Origin of the sequence: Streptomyces sp. NBC_00080 (genome assembly GCF_045041255.1) — a bacterium.
In the GTDB taxonomy this organism is placed as follows: Bacteria; Actinomycetota; Actinomycetes; order Streptomycetales; family Streptomycetaceae; genus Streptomyces; species Streptomyces coriariae.
In genome coordinates, this window is sequence record NZ_CP108235.1 from 3,232,473 (window position 1) to 3,249,565 (window position 17,093).

A 17,093-nucleotide genomic window follows, 5' to 3' on the forward strand; every position below is an offset into this window, starting at 1 on the left:
CGGCACCTCCAATGCTTCGCCATCCCCGGCCCACCAGTACGCAAAACGGACTTCCATACGAATAAGGTGTACGGGCCTGACACCGTCGTATCTCCAGAGGAGTCACAGGAGTCCCGTGCCCCGCCGTTGTCCCTCCCGCCCCTTCCGCCTCTCCCGTCCCGCCCGGCGGGCGCTCGCCGCCGCCACCGTCGTCATGCTGGCCTCGGTCGCGGTGGGCTGCGGTGACGCGGGTGAGCTTCAGGGCGCCGGGGCGACACCGACCGCGATCAGCCCGGACAAGCTCTGGCCGGATCTGACCCCCGCCTCCAGTCCCGCCTTCGACATCGGCGAGGTGGACACCGAGGTGGTGAAGACCATCAAGGTGCCCGGCGGCGACATCCGCAAGGTGGACCCGGTCGCGGTCGTCCGCGAGGAGATCACCACGCATCCGGGCGACTACGCCCAGGGAACGTACGCCGAGACGGCCCGCCGGATGGCCGACTGCGGCAGGAGCGGGGCGGCGGGGAGCCGGTGCCCGGTGCTCAAGGCGTACTACCGGGACCTCACCGGCGACGGCCACGACGACCTGACACTGGGCTTCCGGCAGCTGCCCGGCAATCTGACCGCCGTTCGCGTGTACACCGTGCGCAAGGACAGACTCGTCCAGGTCATGGCCTACGAGGACGCCGTGAGCGGGGTCGAACTGGCCGGACGGTCCGTGATCATCCGGGCCCCGTCGGAGGTCGCGGGCTACGAGTACCGGCTCCAGTGGACATGGGACCAGCAGCAGCGGGCGATGCTGCTCACGCACGACGAGATGCTGCGCACCGGGGGCCGGAAGTACTCACCCCACCCCTCCGCGTCGCCGACCTCGACCGCTTCCGCATCCCCGACCCCGTCCCCGGCCGCCTCCTCTTCCGTCTCTTCTTCGGCGAGCGGCCGATGAGGCTCGCGTTCCCCTCGTGGGCCGGCACGCTCGCCGCGAAGGCCGCCGTCTTCATCACGGTGATGTGCTGTGCGCTGGCCGCACTGCTGGGCGTACTCGTGCATGTCTCGGTGACGAACCAGACCGCCGGACAGGCCCGTGACCTCGCGCTCTCCCGGCTGAAGGACGCGACGGCGGCGTTCGAGGCCGGGGACACCCTCGAGTGGGGCGCGAGCCTCGATCCGCCGGGCCTGCCCGCTTCGCTGCGGGCCCTGGCGCTGGCCGGCGAGCGCGGCACGATGGTCGCCGACCACCAGGGGCGCGCGACGATGTGGGCGGCCGGTCCCGTCGACGGTGCGCGGGCCCTCGCGGTCCCGGTCGACTACTCGCAGAGCGCTCGCACCATCGAGGCCCTCGACACCGCGATCCTGTGGTCGTCGATCCTGGCCATCGGCGCGACGCTGCTGGTCGGCGCCGTAGCGGTCACCCGGGTGACCCGGCGGCTGCACACCACCGCGCAGGTGGCCAGGCGGATCACCGCCGGCGACCTGGACGCGCGCGTGGACGACCCCCGCACGAAGGAACCGGGCCGGCCGCAGGACGAGGTGGGGGCCGTCGCCGTCGCGCTGGACTCCATGGCGTCCTCGCTCCAGGGCAAGCTGCTGAGCGAGCAGCGGTTCACCGCCGACGTGGCGCACGAGCTGCGCACTCCGCTGACCGGGCTGCACGCGGCGGCGGAGCTGCTGCCGCCGGGGCGGCCGACGGAGCTGGTCCGCGACCGGGTGGCGGCGCTGCGCACGCTGACGGAGGACCTGCTGGAGATCTCCCGCCTGGACACCGGGCGGGAGCGGCTGGAGCTGGACGACGAGGAGCTGGGCGCGCTGGCGGCCCGCGTGGTGCGGACGGCGGAGGCTTCGGGCACCTCCGGGGCCTCGGCGACCGGCACCGAGGTGACGGTCGTCCGGGACGCGCGCGTGGAGACCGACCGGCGGCGCCTCGAGCGGGTGCTGGGGAACCTGCTCGCCAACGCTCACCGGCACGGGCGGTCGCCCGTCGTGCTGTCGGTGGACGGGCCCGTGGTCACCGTTCGGGACCACGGGGACGGCTATCCGGAGTACCTCCTCACGCACGGGCCGCAGCGATTCCGTACCGAGGGCGGGGCGAAGGGGCACGGGCTCGGGCTGACGATCGCGGTCGGACAGGCGGAGGTGCTGGGCGCTCGGCTGACGTTCACCAACGCGCCGGACGGTGGCGCGGTGGCGACACTGACGCTCCCTCAGACGCCTCCGGCCAGGAGCGGCCTCCCCGATGGCGCAGCGTGACGGGCGACACGCGCGAACCGATCCTAATGTGGCGATTAGTCAGCTTCACCCTCTTCATGGAGGTATCGCCATGCCCCTGCGCACCGCTCTCACCCGCCTCGCCATACTCACCGCAGCCGGCACCCTCGCCGCCACCGCGGCCGTCGCCCCGGCCATCGCCGACGACTGGGACGGCGACAGCCTCACCACCCAGGACGACGGCTCGTCCGACTGGCAGAACCAGGGCGGGGGAGAGGGCCAAGGGAACCAGAACCAGGGCGGCGGTGGCGGCCAGGGCAACCAGAACCAGGGCGGCGGCCAAGGCAACCAGGCCGGCGGTGGAGGCCAGGGCAACCAGAACCAAGGCGGCGGCCAAGGCAACCAGAACCAAGGCGGCGGCCAAGGCAACCAGGCCGGCGGTGGAGGCCAGGGCAACCAGAACCAAGGCGGCGGCCAAGGCAACCAGAACCACGGCGGCGGCCAAGGCAACCAGAACCAAGGCGGCGGCCAAGGCAACCAGAACGGAAGCTGGCAGTCCGGCGGGGGTGACTGGCAGTCCGGCGGCAGCGACACCAACTGGCAGTCCGACGGGGGTGACTGGCAGTCGGGCAACGGCAACCACAACGACTCCCGCCGCTACCGCGGGCGCGTCACCGCGAGCGAACTGCTCCTGCGCAGCGCGCCCACCCGAGCCAGCCAGGTGATCCGTGTGGCCCATCGCGGCGAGATCGTCTCGATCTTCTGCAAGACCCCGGGCCAGAACGTCCAGGGCAACTCCCTCTGGTACCTGCTCACGGACGGCACCTGGGCCTGGGGCTCGGCGCGCTACATCGACACCATCGGGACGGCACCTCGCTGGTGCTGATCCGCCACTGACACGAAAGCATCCAAGGCCCACAAGGGGTCATATTTGGGTAGGTTCCGGGCATGACGAAAGCCGGAGTCGGACCAGGGACGGGAGCGGAGACGGGAGCCGGGGCGGAAACAGGGACAGGAGCAGGAGCCGGTGCGGGCACCGCCAGCGCCGGAACCACCGTGGCGGCGGCCGACGCGCCCGCCCCCGCGGCGCTCCTCCCCCGGCGCCGAGGCGTCGAACTCTCCCTCATCGTCCTGGCCGTGCTGCTCTCCGTGTACGGCTACTGCGCTGTCGGCCTCGCGAAGGACGGCACCGTCCCGCCCGGCGCCGCCGGTTACGGCGCCGGGCTCGGCGTGCTCGCCCTGCTGGCGCACCTCGCGGTGCGGCTGCGCGCCCCCTGCGCCGACCCGCTGCTCCTGCCCATCGCGGTACTGCTCAACGGGATGGGCCTGGTGCTGATCTACCGGCTCGACCTGGAGACGCCGGGCGACCGGGCGGCACCCACCCAACTGGTGTGGTCCACGCTCGGGGTGGCCCTGTTCATCATGGTCGTCGCCGCGCTGCGCGACCACCGTCTGCTCCAGCGGTACGCGTACGTCTGTGTGGTCGCAGCCCTCGCCCTCCTCGCACTGCCGATCCTCTTCCCGGCCGTGAACGGCGCCCGTATCTGGATCCGGATCGCCGGGTTCTCCATCCAGCCGGGCGAGTTCGCGAAGGTGCTGCTGGCGGTGTTCTTCGCCTCGTACCTGGCGGCCAACCGCACGGCGCTGGCGTACGCGGGCCGCAAGATCTGGCGTTTCGAACGGCTCCAGCTGCCCACCGGGCGCGTCCTCGGTCCGATCGTCACGATCTGGCTGCTGAGCGTCGGCGTGCTGGTGCTGGAGCGGGACCTCGGCACGTCGCTGCTGTTCTTCGGGCTGTTCGTCGTCATGCTCTACGTCGCCACCGGCCGCACCGGCTGGATCGCCGTCGGGCTGCTGCTCGCCTCGCTCGGCGCGGTCGCCGTCGGCCGCCTGGAGCCGCATGTGCACAGCAGGGTCGAGGACTGGCTGCACCCGTTCGCGACGATCGAGGCCGGTGAGGGTCCCAACCAGCTCGCGCAGTCGCTGTTCTCCTTCGCGGCCGGCGGGATGTCCGGCACCGGGCTCGGCCTCGGCCACTCCGTCCTCATCGGCTTCGCCGCGAAGTCGGACTTCATCCTGGCGACGGCGGGCGAGGAACTGGGCCTGGTGGGCCTGTCGGCCCTCTTCCTCCTCTACGGCCTGCTGGTGGAGCGCGGCTACCGGGCAGGCCTCTCCCTGCGCGACCCCTTCGGCCGGCTGCTGGCGACCGGCCTCGCCTCGATCGTGGCGCTCCAGGTGTTCGTGATCGCGGGCGGGGTGACCGGGCTGATCCCGCTGACCGGCATGGCGATGCCGTTCCTGGCGCAGGGCGGCTCCTCGGTCGTGACCAACTGGGCGATCGTGGCGCTGCTGATCCGGGTGAGCGACTCCGCGAGGCGGCCGCGCCACGCCGCCCACGACGCGCCGCGCCAAACCCCGCACGGCACACCGCACCCCACACCCCACGACCCACCCCACGCCCTACCTCTCGCCTCTCCCCCCGCCCCACTCCACGACGAGGACCCACGGAGGCCCGGTTGACCCGGCACATCCGGCACGCCGCCGCGTTCTGCGCCCTGCTGCTGGTGGCGCTCCTGGTCAACGCCCTGCGCGTGCAGGTCGTCCAGTCCGGCAGGTACGACGACAACCCGGCCAACCGGCGCGACTCCATCGCCCGTTACGCCCAGCCGCGCGGCGACATCCTGGTCGACGGCACCCCCGTGACCGGCTCCCGGGACACCGGTGAGCAGCTGCGCTACGAGCGCACCTACCGCGACGGGCCGCTGTACGCGCCGGTGACCGGCTTCGCCTCGCAGGTGTACGGGACGACGTTCCTGGAGCACACCGGGGACGACGTGCTCTCGGGGGCCGATCCGATGCTCTCGCCGTTCCCGCTGTGGAACGACGTCACGCACGGCCGGCCGCCCGGCGGCAACGTGGTGACGACCCTGAACCGCCGGGCCCAGCAGGCCGCGTACGAGGGGCTGGGCGGGCGCAAGGGCGCGGTGGCGGCGGTGGAGCCGTCGACGGGGCGGGTCCTGGCGCTGGTGTCCAGTCCCTCGTACGACCCCGCCGTGCTGTCCGGGAACGACGCCGCGGCCGAACGGGCCTGGGTGCGGCTGAACGGCGATCCGGACAAGCCGATGCTGAACCGGGCGGCGCGCCAGACGTATCCGCCGGGATCGACGTTCAAGGTGGTCACCGCGGCGGCGGCACTGGACGCGGGGGTGATCACCGACCTCGACGCGGCCACCGACTCCCCCGCCCCCTACCGGCTGCCCGGGACGACGACGGGCCTGACGAACGAGGGCCCCGGCTGCGAGGACGCGCCGCTGCGGGACGCCTTCGAGTGGTCGTGCAACACGGTGTTCGCGAAGCTCGGCGTGGACACGGGCCTGGCCCGGATGACCCGGACGGCGCAGGCGTTCGGTTTCAACGACGCGGACGTGCGGATCCCGTTCGCCGTCGCGCCGAGCACCTTCGACACCTCGCTCGACCAGGCGCAGCTGGCGCTGTCCTCGATCGGCCAGTTCAACACCCGGGCGACCCCGCTGCAGATGGCGATGGTGTCGGCGGCCGTGGCCGACGGAGGGCAGGTGCGCACGCCGTACCTGGTGGAGCGGACGACACGGCGCGGCGGGGCCACGGTGGCCACGGCCGGTTCCCGCCCGTCCCGCCAGGCGATGCACCCCTCGACGGCGCGGTTGATGCGGGAGCTGATGGTGGACGTGGTGCGGGAGGGCACCGGCACGAACGCCGCGATCCCCGGCGCGGTCGTCGGCGGCAAGACCGGCACCGCCCAGCACGGTCTCGGCAACGCCGGGATCCCGTACGCCTGGTTCGTCTCCTGGGCGCGGGGCGAGCGGGACATGGAGCCGAGCGTGGCGGTCGCGGTGGTGGTCGAGGACGGGTCGGCCCGCCGCGGGGACATCACCGGGGGCGGGATGGCGGCGCCGATCGCCCGGGCGGTGATGGAGGCGGTGCTCAAGTCGTGAGACGGGGGGTACCGGGACCGCACAGGGGCGTCCTACGGTTCGCTCATGACTGACACGAGCGCTGAGAACGTCACCGGTACCGCCGCTTTCGAACTCGCCCAGGTCAACATCTCGCGCCTCAAGTTTCCTTTGGACTCACCGGAGTTGAAGGACTTCGTGGACGCCCTCGACCCGGTCAACGCCACCGCGGAGGCGGCGGACGGCTATGTCTGGCGGCTCCAGTCCGACGGGGGCGACGCGACCGACATCCAGGTCTTCGGGGACTCCTGGCTGATCATCAACATGACGGTGTGGCGGGACATCGACGCCCTGACCACGTTCATGTACCAGGGGCAGCACCGCGAGCTGCTCTCGCGCCGCCGGGAGTGGTTCGAGCGGGTGGCGGAGGCGATGACGGCCCTGTGGTGGGTCCCGGCGGGCCACCGCCCGACCGTCGCGGAGGCCGAGTCCCGCCTCCTCCATCTGCGCGCGAACGGCCCGACCCCGTATGCCTTCGGCCTGCGCACGGCCTTCCCGGCACAGGGCGCGGAGCCGACGACGTTCTCGGTACCGGAGGACCTGGGCTGCTCGGTCTAGCCGGTCGGCCGGTCCCGTCGGGCGGACCAGCCGATCGGACCGGCCGCTCCCCCGCCGCCTTCGGCCCGGCCGAGGGGCCAGGGACTGGGGACTGGGGACTAGAACCAGGACCAGGGAAGCGCGATCCGGAACGGGCCGCCGGGCCGGGGCCTGTTGTGGCCGCAGTCGATCTCGTTGCCGTCGACGTCCCCGACGTAGGCGGGAAGCACCTCCGCGGTCATCCGTGCCCCGCCGTCCCGGGCAGGGGTTCCCGGCGCTCCAGCCACGGTGCGGGGACGGCGTCGACACCGGTGCGGGCGGCCACGATGCCGCCGGTGATGGCGCAGGTGGTGTCGACGTCGCCGAAGCCCTCGGCGGTGGCCCACAGCGCGGCGACGAGATCGTCGGGATGGCGGGCGGCGCACCAGACGGCGAAGGGCACGGTGTCGTCGGCGCGGATGCGCTGACCGTTGCCGAGGAGGTCGGAGGCCTTCCACGGCTCGGTGGTGAAGGGGAGTTCGGCGGCGCGGACGAGGCCGTCGCGGGTGGCGCTGTCCGGGGTCAGCTCGGCCACCGCGGCGATGCTCAACTGCCGACGTGTGGAGAGCGCCGCCGCCACCGCCACGGCGACCGCGCCCGCGATGCCCTCCGGGTGGGCGTGGGTGACCTCGGCGGAGCGGGTGGCCTGCTCGACGACCCGGCGAAGACTGGAGCGGAACCAGGCGCCCAGCGGCGCCACCCGCATCGCGGACCCGTTGCCGAGGCTGCCCTCACCGCCGAAGAGCTCGCGGCTGAACTCGGGCCATCGGTCGGGTTCCTGGAGCAGTCGCGGCAGCAGCTGGTGCATGCCGTGGCCGTAGCCGCGGGCCGGGTCGGCGTCGAAACCGAGCGCGAAGGCGAGGGCGAGTTCCCGCTGCCGCACCTCCCCGTACCGGTCGAGCACCCGGACGAGGCCGAGAGCCATCGCCGTGTCGTCGGTCCAGTGCCAGTCCGGTTCCTCGGGCATCCGGCGGGCGCGGACCTCCTCGTACGCCTGCCGGGGATCCCGGAAGAGCGGGAACCAGCGCTCCCCGAACGCGTCCCCGAGGGCCAGGCCCTCCAGACTGCGGCGGGCGGCGGCGCGGTCGGCGTCGTTTCCGTGCGCGGAGCTCAAGTCGGTTCCCCCCAAGGGCTCGTGGGGGCCGATTCTCGCAGACACCCGTTCGGGACCCGGATCAATAAATGGTGCGTGAGGGATTGACGGCCTTGCTGACAAGCAGTCTCATAAGAGCCATGACGACCCTCACCGATGCCGACGCGCTGGAAGGGCTGCGGGACGCGCTGGGCCTGCTCAAGGACCGGGAGCAGGTGGCCGAGCGGCTGCTCGCGTCCTCCGCCAAGCACTCGTTCGACCCCGACAAGGAGCTGGACTGGGACGCCCCCTTCGAGGAGGGCAAGTGGTTCTGGCCGCCGGAGCTGGTGTCGCTGTACGACACGCCGATGTGGCGGCGGATGAGCGAGGAACAGCGGATCCTGCTGTCCCGGCACGAGGCCGCCGCGCTCGCCTCGCTCGGGATCTGGTTCGAGCTGATCCTCATGCAGCTGCTCGTCCGGCACATCTACGACAAGGCGGCGACGAGCGCGCACGTGCGGTACGCGCTGACCGAGATCGAGGACGAGTGCCGGCACTCGAAGATGTTCGCCCGGCTGATCACCCAGGGCGGGACGCCCTACTACCCGGTGAGCCGCGCCCACCAGAACCTGGGCCGGCTGTTCAAGACGATCTCCACGACCCCCGGCTCCTTCACCGCGACCCTGCTCGGCGAGGAGGTCCTCGACTGGATGCAGCGGCTGACCTTCCCCGACGAGCGGGTCCAGCCGCTGGTCCGGGGCGTCACCCGGATCCACGTCGTGGAGGAGGCCCGGCACGTGCGCTACGCCCGTGAGGAGCTGCGCCGCCAGATGATGACGGCGCCGAAGTGGTCCCAGGAGTTCACCAGGGTCACGTCGGGCGAGTTCGCGCGGGTGTTCTCCGTGGCGTTCGTGAATCCGGACGTCTACACGAACGTGGGCCTGGACCGGCGGGAGGCCGTGGCGCAGGTGCGGGCGAGCGGGCACCGGCGGGAGGTCATGCAGACGGGATCGAAGAAGCTGACGGACTTCCTGGACGACATCGGGGTGCTGCGGGGCGTCGGGCGGCGGCTGTGGAGGTCGTCCGGACTGCTGGCGTGACCCGGCGGCGGGCACGGGGCGGGGGAGGGCGATTACGCTGCACGTCATGACCCCCGCCGCCCCCGCCTACCGTCGCCTCAGCGTCGAGGAGCGCCGCAGCCAGCTGCTCGAGGCCGCGCTCTCGCTCTTCGCGCACCGCGTCCCCGAGGACGTCTCGCTGGACGACGTGGCGGAGGCCGCCGGGGTGTCCCGGCCGCTCGTCTACCGGTACTTCCCCGGCGGCAAGCAGCAGCTCTACGAGGCGGCCCTGCGCTCCGCCGCCGAGGAGCTGCACCACTGCTTCGACGAGCCCCACGACGGCCCGCTGCTCCCCCGCCTCGCCCGCGCCCTCGACCGCTACCTGACGTTCGTCGGCCGTCACGACGCCGGCTTCAGTGCCCTGCTCCAGGGCGGCAGCGTCGTCGAGACGTCCCGGACGACCGCCATCGTCGACGGCGTACGGCGGGCCGCCGCCGAGCACATCTACAGCCACCTGGGGGTCCCGGATCCCGGGCCGCGGCTCCGGATGACCGTACGGATGTGGATCACCGCGGTCGAGGCGGCCTCCCTCATCTGGCTCGACGAGGACAAGCAGCCGCCCGCCGACGAGCTGCGGGACTGGCTGGTGGACCAGTTCGTCGCCGTCCTCACGGTGACCGCGGCGCGGGACGCGCAGACCGCCGAACTGGTCCGGGATGCGCTCGCGGCCGAGACCTGATCGACACTGGTGCGGTGAAGAGCCAAGACACCCCCTTCGAGGGCGGCCCCATGGACGGCCGGGTGCTGCCCGTGCTGCTGGGCCCCACCGGACACCCGCCGAAGACGTACCGCATCCCCGTCCCCGACGCGGCCGGCGGCCCGCCCACCGTCCTGGTCTACCGGCGCGTGCCGCGCGGCCACAGCAGGAAGCTCGGACTGCCCCAGGGCTGGAAGTACGAGTTCGCCACCGAGGGCGACAAGGGCGCGGGCAGGTGGAGCGGCGGCCCGGGCGGACTGAAGTGGCCGTGGTCGAAACCCGGCACCACGTCCGGCGCCACGCCCGACGCCACGCCGGGCGGACGGCGGGACGACGCCGACGAGTGACCCCGTTGCGCCGAACCGCGCACCTCCAGCGCGCGGGCCGCGCACGCGCGCCTGATGCTCGCCCTACGGGATGGAGGGGCCACCCCGCAGCGGAGGTGATGGCGTGTCAGGAAGACTGCTGCGTCCGGCCTGTACGGTCGCGACGGCCGCGCTCGCCGTACAGGCCGTCCTGGGCCCCGGGCTCGCCGTGGCGGCACCGGAGCCCCCGGAGCCCGGCGAACGGACGGTGACGACACCGGCGAAGCCGGAAACACCGGGGAAGCCGGGGAAACCGGAGACACCGGACCCGGAGGAACCGTCGGCGGCCGAGTCGGACGACCCGGACGACCCGGACGACGAAGAACGGACCGTCGCCGAACTGCTGACGGAGCTTCAGCGGCTGTACCAGGAGGCCGAACGGGCCACCGAGGCCTTCAACGCCACCGAGGAACAGCTGAAGCGGCGGCGGGCCGAGACCGGGCGGCTGGACGCCGCCCTGGTGAAGGCCCGGCTCTCCCTGCACCGGAGCCGGGGCGCCGCCGGACGGCTGGCCCGCCAGCAGTACCAGGGCAGCACCGACATCTCCCCGTACGTACGCCTGCTGCTCGCCCGCGATCCGCAGCACGCCCTCGACCAGGGGCATCTGATCGGCCAGTTGGCGCGCGAACGGGCCGGGACGGTCGGACGGCTGGCGAGCGGCGAACGTCTGGCCGACGGGCTGGCCCGCAAGGCCCGCGCCGCACTCGACGAACAGCTCACCCTCACCGAACGCCGGAAGAAGGAGCGTGACGACGTGACCCGGCGCCTGGCCGACGTCGAGGAACTCCTCGCCTCCCTCACCGCCGAGCAACTCACCGCCCTCGCCGAACTGGAACGGGACAGCGTGGCGCGGGCGCAGGAGAAGCTCATGGCCTCCGGCGCGCTCGACGAGGACCGCAAGCCGTCGAAGGAGGGCGAGAAGGCCGTGCGGTACGCCGTACGGCAGATCGGGAAGCCGTACGAGTGGGGCGCGGAAGGCCCGAGGTCGTACGACTGCTCGGGCCTGACGTCCGAAGCCTGGGGGCACGCCGGGACACCGATCCCGCGGACCAGCGAGGAGCAGTGGGCGCGCCTGCCGAGGATCCCGCTGACCCGGCTGCGCCCCGGCGACCTGGTGATCTACTTCCCCGAGGCCACCCATGTCGCGATGTATCTGGGCGCGGGCAAGGTGGTCCAGGCGCCGCGAACCGGCGAGCAGGTCAAGATCACCGAGATCGCGGCCCAACCGGTCCTCGGAGCCGTACGCCCGGACGCGCCGCCCGCTCCCGCTCGGGCTCCCGTCAAGAGCCCCGCTCGGGCCTCTGCTCAGGCCTCTGCTCAGGCCCCCGCGACCGAACCCAGGTAGGCCGCGGTCTTCTCGGGCTCGTAGAAGAAGTTCTCGAAGTCGGCCGGGTCGTTGAAGGCGTTGGCGAAACGATCAGCCACGGGAGGCAGCTGCCCGGCCGCGCCCAGCAGGTTGATGATGTGCTCCGGCGGCGGGGCCAGCATCGCGTTGGTCCACTTGGTGACGTGCTGGGCGGTGTCCCAGTACCGGTCGAAGGTGGCGCGCATCCACTCCTCGTCGAACTCCTTCTCGCCGCGCTCGAGGATCGAGGAGAGGTACGCGGCCGCGCACTTGGACGCCGAGTTGGAGCCCTGCCCGGTGATCGGGTCGTTGGCGACGACGACGTCGGCGACGCCGAGCACCAGACCGCCGCCGGGGAGGCGGCCGACGGGGTTGCGGACGGTGGGCGCGTAGCGGCCGGCCAGGGTGCCGCCGGCGTCGGTCAGTTCGACCTTGGTGGCCCGCGCGTACTCCCAGGGCGTGAACTTCTCCATGAGCTCCAGGGTCAGGGAGAGGTGCTCGGCCGGGTCCTTGACGCCCTTGAAGACGTCCAGCGGGCCGCCGGGTATGCCCTCCCAGAACAGGATGTCCGCGCGACCGGAGGTGGTGAGCGTCGGCATGACGAACAGTTCGCCGACGCCGGGGACGAGGTTGCAGCGGACCGCGTCCAGGTCCGGGTGCTCCGGGCGCGGGCCCAGTCCGTGCACGTAGGCGACGGCGAGGGCGCGCTGCGGCTCGCTGTAGGGGGAGCGCTCCGGGTCGCGGCCGAACATCTGGACGAGCTCGCCCTTGCCGGCCGAGACCATGACCAGGTCGTAGGCGCGGGAGAAGTAGTCGAGGTCCGAGACCGCCGCGCCGTGGATCACCAGCTGGCCGCCGCGCTGGGCGAACGTCTCCATCCAGCCGGCCATCTTCACCCGCTGGTCGACCGACTGCGCGTACCCGTCGAGCCTGCCCAGCCAGTCGATCGCGCGCTGTGTCGGGCCCGGGTCGTGCGAACCGGGGGCCGCCACCGAGACGCCGAGCCCGCCGATCTTCGGGGCCTGCTGCTCCCAGAAGTTCAGCTGTAGGTCGCGCTCGTGCTGGAGGGCGGTGTGGAACATGCACTGCGTCGACATGACCCGGCCGGAGCGGATCTCGTCCGCCGTCCGGTTCGACATCAGGGTGACCTCGTACCCGTGCGACTGGAGGCCGAGGGCGAGCTGGAGACCGGACTGGCCGGCTCCGACGACGAGTATCTTCCGCATGCGGGGGACTCTCCTTGAAGGGCCTTACTCGGGGGTTTCGTCGAGCGCGTGGCCCACCAGGGCCAGGAGGGTCTCGATCACCGAGATCCGGCGCCGCGCATCCATGATCATGACAGGTATGTGCGCGGGGATCGTCAGCGCCTCCCGCACGTCCGCCGGCTCGAACGCCTCGCTGCCGTCGAAGTGGTTGACGGCGACGACGTAGGGCAGCCCGCAGCTCTCGAAGTAGTCCAGCGCGGGGAAGCAGTCCTTCAGCCGGCGGGTGTCGGCCAGCACGACCGCGCCGATCGCGCCGCGCACCAGGTCGTCCCACATGAACCAGAACCGCTGCTGACCCGGCGTACCGAACAGGTAGAGCACCAGGTCGTCGTCGAGGGTGAGCCGGCCGTAGTCCATGGCGACCGTCGTGGTGACCTTCTCCGGGGTGCCGGTGAGGTCGTCGGTCCCCTCGCTGGCCTCGGTCATCAGCGCCTCCGTCTGGAGGGGCTCGATCTCCGAGACGGTGCCCACCAGGGTGGTCTTGCCGACGCCGAAACCGCCCGCCACCACGATCTTCGTGGCGATGGGGGCACGGGTGCGGTCCGTCTGCCAGGGCTGCAGGGGCTCGTCGGGTTCTGCCTCGACGAAGGGGGAGACGCCACGAGCGGCGTCAGAGACGACGGAGTCCACTCAGCACCCTTTCCAGCAGAGCGCGGTCGGGACGGCCCGTACCGTGAGCGGTACCGGTGCCGTACACACGGATCTTTCCCTGGTCCGCGAGGTCGCTGAGGAGCACCCGGACCACGCCGAGCGGCATCTTCAGCAGCGCGGCGATCTCGGCCACCGTGCGCATACGGCGGCACAGTTCGACGATGGCCCGCAGTTCCGGCATGACCGTGGACTTGAGGGACCCGTTCGTCAGTTCCTTGCGTTCTTCGGGGGCGTCGAGGGCCGCCACGAAGGTCTCGACCAGCAGGACGTGCCCGAAGCGGGTACGGCCGCCGGTGAGCGAGTAGGGGCGCACCCGGGCCGGCTTGCGGTCGCCGCCCCGCACGGGGAGCTGCTGCCGGTCACCGCGGGGCTGCTTCGGGACGGCGCTCATCGGACGCCCCCCGTCTCCTCGGACTCCAGTGACTGCCGTAGCTCGCTGCGCAGTTCCGGGGTCAGGACGTGTCCGGCACGGCCCACGAAGAGGGCCATGTGGTACGCCACCACGCTCATGTCGCAGTCGGCGGAGCCGTGCACGCCGAGGAGCGAGCCGTCGCTGATCGACATGACGAAGAGGCTGCCCTCGTCCATGGCGACCATGGTGTGCCTGACCCCGCCGAAGGCCATGAGCTTGGCGGCGCCGATGGTGAGGCTGCCGATGCCGGAGACGATGGTGGCGAGATCGGCGGAGGAGCCGCGCGGGCCGGAGGGTTTCGCCTCACGGGCCTCGCGGGCCTCCAGGTTGCGGCCCGGGTCGGAGGACAGCAGGAGCAGCCCGTCCGAGGAGACGACGGCGACGGACTGGATGCCGGGTACTTCCTCCACGAGGTTGGTCAACAGCCAGTGCAGGTTACGGGCTTCACTGCTCAGTCCGAAGGTACTGGGCGCGGTCAACTGCTTGCCTCCTCGACTGTGCCCCCCGTGCTTTCTTCGGCGTGTGCGCGTGCTTCTTGAGTTGTTTTTCGAGTTGCTTCGGGGGACGGGACCTGGTTCTGGCCCGTCCGTTCGGCGATTTCGGCTTCCACGTCGCGGTAGCCGGCCTCCGCTCCCCGGCGGAAACCGCCCAGACGGCGGCGGAGGGCGTCCGCGTCGACGGAACCGGTCCGCTGGCGCGGGGCTTGGGTGGGTGCGGTGATCTTGGGAGTGCGCTTCGGGAGGCCCTTGTCCGTGACGAGCTCTTCCGGGGCGTCCGGTGTGCGGGCGTGTTCGGCCTCGGCCTCGCCCGCGGAACGCGCTTCGTCGGGTACGGGTGGGCCCGGCGGGATGTCCGCGCGGTCGGCGGTGGCCGGCTCGGGGGCGATGACGGCGGCGCTCTGCTCCCCAGCCCCGTCGGTCTCCCCCGCCCCGTCGGTCTCCCCGGCGTCCGCCGCGTCCTCGCCCTGCGGGCTCGGCAGCAGCAGTTCCATCGTCGTCTCGGCGGGCGTCTCGGCCGGGAGTTCCGCCGGAGTCGGCGTGGGCGTGGGCGTCCCGGCCGGGGTCTCCGCCTGTCGTACCGCCCTCTCGGCCAGCGCGACCAGCGGGTCCGCGGGCTTACGGCCCGGCAGGACATTGGAGTTGGCTTCGGCGTCGGCGCCCGGCAGCGAGAAGGACTGGGGGGTGGCCGCCGGGTTCGTCACCGGGATCGCGGCGGCCGGGGCCGCGGCGAGCAGCGCGGTCGGCAGGACGACGACCGCCGCCACCCCGCCCTGCTTCTGCTCGCGCAGCCGCACCCGCGCCCCGTGCCGGTGGGCGAGCCGGGCCACCACGTACAGGCCGAGGCCGAGGCCCTCCTCGCCTTCCTGGTCGTACGGCGTCTGCGGGTCGAACTCGGCGAGGCGGGCGTTGAGGCGGCTCATCCGGTCCTCGGCCACGCCGATGCCCTCGTCCTGGACGGAGAGCATGACCTCGCCGTTCTCCAGGAGCCAGCCGGAGACCTCGACGGGCAGGTCCGGCGGGGAGAACGAGGTGGCGTTCTCCATGAGTTCGGCCAGCAGGTGGGAGAGGTCGTCCGCGGCGAATCCCGCCACGTGCGCGTGCGGCGGGAGCGCGGAGATGCGTACCCTCTCGTACCGCTCGATCTCGCTGACCGCCGCGCGGACCACGTCCACCAGCGGGATCGGGCCCGCGTGCTGCTGGACGTGTTCCGTACCGGCCAGGACCAGCAGGTTCTCGCTGTGGCGGCGCATGACCGTGGCGAAGTGGTCGAGCTTGAAGAGCGTGGCCAGCCGGTCGGGGTCCTGCTCGCGCTCCTCCAGCCCCTCGATGACCGCCAGTTGGCGTTCGACGAGGCCCAGAGTGCGCAGGGCGAGGTTGACGAACGTGCCGCCGATGCTGTCCCGCAGGCCGTCCAGCTGGGCCGCGGAGTCGGCGAGTTCGGTGCGCAGTTCCTCGCGGGCGTCGGCCATCCGCTGGCGCTGCCCGACGAGGTGCTTGCGATCGGACTCCAGGGTGCCGACGCGCTCGTGGAGCGCCACGGCGTGCTCGTGCAGGGCGTTGACGGAGCGGACGACCTGGGCGAACTCGTCGTTGCGGCCGGTGAACCGGACCGGTTCCTCCGCCGCCGGGTGCTCGGCCCCCGCCAGTCGCGCCGATCCCCGGCGCAGGACGGACAGCGGGCGGGTGAGGCTGCGTGCCATGCCCGTGGCGACGACGACCGTCAGCAGCATCAGGGCCCCGAGGAGGGTGACGCGCAGCTCCAGGTCGGTGACGTCGTCGTCCCGCATCCGGGCCAGGTCCTCGGCGCGGTGCCCGTACAGCGAGGACTCGACCCCGCGCATCAGGTCGACCCGGGCGGAGAGCGCGGCGTCGAGCTTCTTGACGCTGGTGTCGAGTTCGTCGCCGCTCAGCTTCGGCTGGTCGGTGAGGGCGGCGAGGTAGGCCTCGGCGGTGTCGACGTCGCCGCCGGTGACCGTGGAGTCGTACGAGGCCACCGTCTCCTGCGACGCGCCCTCCCGGAAGTCGGCGAGGGCCGCGTCGGAGCGCAGCCGGGCCTGCTGCGCGGCGGCGGTGAGCGCGTCGCGCTGCTTGGTGTCGGCGTCCGAGGAGACCTTCTCGGTGACCGACCGGCCGGTGACGGGGTCGTATTCGGTCTCGGTGCTGGTCGGCACGTTCAGCGCCGCGAGCAGCAGCCCCCGGGTCGCGGAGGCCTGCTGGACGACGGTGTCGAGCTCGGCGAGGGCGTACGCGCCGGAGCCCGCGCGGGGCGGCATCTCCTCCGCCAGCCGGTCGACGAGCACGTGGAGGGCGGCGATGGCCCGGGAGTACGCCTCGTGCGCCTGGAGCGCGGTGCTCTTGCCGGTGAGGGCCGACTGGCGCACGGACGGCACGGAGGCGAGGGCCTCGCGCAGCGCCGCGGAGACGTCCGTCTCGGCGGTCAGCTCGCCCGCCTGCCGGTCCACCCGGGCGCTGCCCTGGGCCGAGGGCGCCTTGGACTTCACCCGGCCGGCCGCCACGTAGGCGGTGACCTCGTCGCGCTCGTCCGCCAGGGACTGGGCGAGAGCCAGGGCGTCCTGGGTCTGTTCGGCCAGAGTGACCAGGTCCTGGGAGTCCTTCAGCTGCCCTGAGGCGGCGAGGATCGAGGGGGCGCCCGCCCCGGCGACGGCGGCGGCCACGACGGCCACCGCGACGATCAGCCGGTTGCGTACATGGGTGGGACGGCCCTTGCCGACAGGGGTGCGCTCCGCGCCCCCCTCGGAGGCCGTCTGCCTGCCTGTACGCCGAGGCCGCGTCTTCTGCACCGGTGCTCGCATTCCTGACTCGTGTGCCATGGGCCGGATGTGACGCCCCGTCAACTGGCGCGTACGTCCGGTACGGTTTCCGACCCTCCCAGTGCCGGTGGGCAGGGGCCTCGCA

Annotated in this window: 17 protein-coding genes; 10 read left to right on the forward strand and 7 right to left on the reverse strand. The window is 72.4% G+C overall.

What is annotated here, in order from left to right; translation table 11 throughout:
* Positions 1-115 precede the first annotated feature (115 nt).
* The 6 genes from OHU34_RS14140 (at position 116) to OHU34_RS14165 (ending at position 6,734) form a co-directional block, all read left to right on the forward strand.
* Positions 116-925, forward strand: coding sequence for a hypothetical protein (locus OHU34_RS14140; protein ID WP_142266164.1), 810 nt, complete (start codon positions 116-118; stop codon positions 923-925).
* Positions 922-2,226, forward strand: coding sequence for an ATP-binding protein (locus OHU34_RS14145; protein WP_142266163.1), 1,305 nt, complete (start codon positions 922-924; stop codon positions 2,224-2,226). The genes OHU34_RS14140 and OHU34_RS14145 overlap by 4 nt, the downstream gene beginning before the upstream one ends.
* 70 nt (positions 2,227-2,296) lie before the next feature.
* Positions 2,297-3,070, forward strand: coding sequence for an SH3 domain-containing protein (locus OHU34_RS14150; RefSeq protein ID WP_405766636.1), 774 nt, complete (start codon positions 2,297-2,299; stop codon positions 3,068-3,070).
* A 62-nt stretch (positions 3,071-3,132) separates the two neighbouring features.
* Positions 3,133-4,704: an FtsW/RodA/SpoVE family cell cycle protein gene (locus OHU34_RS14155; RefSeq protein WP_230194681.1), complete on the forward strand. Its 1,572-nt coding sequence runs from the start codon at positions 3,133-3,135 to the stop codon at positions 4,702-4,704.
* Positions 4,701-6,158, forward strand: a complete 1,458-nt coding sequence (locus OHU34_RS14160) for a penicillin-binding protein 2 (protein ID WP_142266161.1) — start codon at positions 4,701-4,703, stop codon at positions 6,156-6,158. The genes OHU34_RS14155 and OHU34_RS14160 overlap by 4 nt, the downstream gene beginning before the upstream one ends.
* 45 nt (positions 6,159-6,203) lie before the next feature.
* A complete protein-coding gene (locus OHU34_RS14165) occupies positions 6,204-6,734 on the forward strand; it encodes a DUF3291 domain-containing protein (RefSeq protein ID WP_142266160.1) in 531 nt (176 codons plus the stop codon).
* Positions 6,735-6,832: 98 nt separating this feature from the next.
* On the opposite strand, the gene OHU34_RS14170 is transcribed toward OHU34_RS14165, so the two are convergent.
* The gene (locus OHU34_RS14170; protein ID WP_268827180.1) at positions 6,833-6,955 is read right to left on the reverse strand and encodes a hypothetical protein; all 123 of its coding nucleotides are present in this window, start codon (positions 6,953-6,955) and stop codon (positions 6,833-6,835) included.
* Positions 6,952-7,866 carry an ADP-ribosylglycohydrolase family protein gene (locus tag OHU34_RS14175; protein ID WP_142266159.1) on the reverse strand — a complete coding sequence of 305 codons (915 nt, stop codon included), beginning with the start codon at positions 7,864-7,866 and terminating at the stop codon, positions 6,952-6,954. The genes OHU34_RS14170 and OHU34_RS14175 overlap by 4 nt, the downstream gene beginning before the upstream one ends.
* A 119-nt stretch (positions 7,867-7,985) precedes the next feature.
* Between OHU34_RS14175 and OHU34_RS14180 the strand changes: the two genes are divergently transcribed.
* The 4 genes from OHU34_RS14180 to OHU34_RS14195 all read left to right on the forward strand — a co-directional run bounded on the left by OHU34_RS14180 (position 7,986) and on the right by OHU34_RS14195 (position 11,349).
* Positions 7,986-8,924 carry a diiron oxygenase gene (locus tag OHU34_RS14180; protein WP_230194684.1) on the forward strand — a complete coding sequence of 313 codons (939 nt, stop codon included), beginning with the start codon at positions 7,986-7,988 and terminating at the stop codon, positions 8,922-8,924.
* A gap of 46 nt (positions 8,925-8,970) precedes the next feature.
* Entirely contained in the window at positions 8,971-9,621 is a 651-nt protein-coding gene (locus OHU34_RS14185) for a TetR/AcrR family transcriptional regulator (protein WP_142266157.1), read from the forward strand.
* A gap of 14 nt (positions 9,622-9,635) precedes the next feature.
* Complete coding sequence (locus tag OHU34_RS14190) at positions 9,636-9,986, forward strand: hypothetical protein (protein WP_405766643.1); 351 nt, start codon at positions 9,636-9,638, stop codon at positions 9,984-9,986.
* A gap of 103 nt (positions 9,987-10,089) precedes the next feature.
* Complete coding sequence (locus OHU34_RS14195; RefSeq protein WP_405766645.1) at positions 10,090-11,349, forward strand: NlpC/P60 family protein; 1,260 nt, start codon at positions 10,090-10,092, stop codon at positions 11,347-11,349.
* On the opposite strand, the gene OHU34_RS14200 is transcribed toward OHU34_RS14195, so the two are convergent.
* From OHU34_RS14200 to OHU34_RS14220, 5 genes are read right to left on the reverse strand one after another with little or no spacing between them, the layout of a single operon-like run.
* Positions 11,322-12,575: a styrene monooxygenase/indole monooxygenase family protein gene (locus OHU34_RS14200; RefSeq protein ID WP_142266155.1), complete on the reverse strand. Its 1,254-nt coding sequence runs from the start codon at positions 12,573-12,575 to the stop codon at positions 11,322-11,324. The two genes, OHU34_RS14195 and OHU34_RS14200, sit on opposite strands and share 28 nt — an antisense overlap.
* Positions 12,576-12,599: 24 nt before the next feature.
* Positions 12,600-13,244 (reverse strand): ATP/GTP-binding protein, encoded by a 645-nt coding sequence (locus tag OHU34_RS14205; RefSeq protein WP_054239954.1) that lies wholly within the window; start codon positions 13,242-13,244, stop codon positions 12,600-12,602.
* On the reverse strand, positions 13,225-13,656 hold the full coding sequence (locus OHU34_RS14210) for a DUF742 domain-containing protein (RefSeq protein ID WP_142266154.1): 432 nt from the start codon (positions 13,654-13,656) through the stop codon (positions 13,225-13,227). The genes OHU34_RS14205 and OHU34_RS14210 overlap by 20 nt, the downstream gene beginning before the upstream one ends.
* Entirely contained in the window at positions 13,653-14,156 is a 504-nt protein-coding gene (locus OHU34_RS14215) for a hypothetical protein (RefSeq protein WP_054239956.1), read from the reverse strand. The genes OHU34_RS14210 and OHU34_RS14215 overlap by 4 nt, the downstream gene beginning before the upstream one ends.
* A complete protein-coding gene (locus tag OHU34_RS14220) occupies positions 14,153-16,978 on the reverse strand; it encodes a nitrate- and nitrite sensing domain-containing protein (protein WP_405766648.1) in 2,826 nt (941 codons plus the stop codon). Before OHU34_RS14220 ends, OHU34_RS14215 begins: the two co-directional genes overlap by 4 nt.
* Positions 16,979-17,093: the final 115 nt, after the last annotated feature.

Excerpts from the sequence above, each read along its gene's own strand:
- OHU34_RS14155 (WP_230194681.1), top strand. The coding sequence starts at position 3,133 with ATGACGAAAGCCGGAGTCGGACCAGGGACGGGAGCGGAGACGGGAGCC.
- OHU34_RS14200 (WP_142266155.1), bottom strand. The coding sequence starts at position 12,575 with ATGCGGAAGATACTCGTCGTCGGAGCCGGCCAGTCCGGTCTCCAGCTC.
- OHU34_RS14145 (WP_142266163.1), top strand. The coding sequence starts at position 922 with ATGAGGCTCGCGTTCCCCTCGTGGGCCGGCACGCTCGCCGCGAAGGCC.
- OHU34_RS14150 (WP_405766636.1), top strand. The coding sequence starts at position 2,297 with ATGCCCCTGCGCACCGCTCTCACCCGCCTCGCCATACTCACCGCAGCC.
- OHU34_RS14185 (WP_142266157.1), top strand. The coding sequence starts at position 8,971 with ATGACCCCCGCCGCCCCCGCCTACCGTCGCCTCAGCGTCGAGGAGCGC.
- OHU34_RS14180 (WP_230194684.1), top strand. The coding sequence starts at position 7,986 with ATGACGACCCTCACCGATGCCGACGCGCTGGAAGGGCTGCGGGACGCG.
- OHU34_RS14165 (WP_142266160.1), top strand. The coding sequence starts at position 6,204 with ATGACTGACACGAGCGCTGAGAACGTCACCGGTACCGCCGCTTTCGAA.
- OHU34_RS14170 (WP_268827180.1), bottom strand. The coding sequence starts at position 6,955 with ATGACCGCGGAGGTGCTTCCCGCCTACGTCGGGGACGTCGACGGCAAC.
- OHU34_RS14210 (WP_142266154.1), bottom strand. The coding sequence starts at position 13,656 with ATGAGCGCCGTCCCGAAGCAGCCCCGCGGTGACCGGCAGCAGCTCCCC.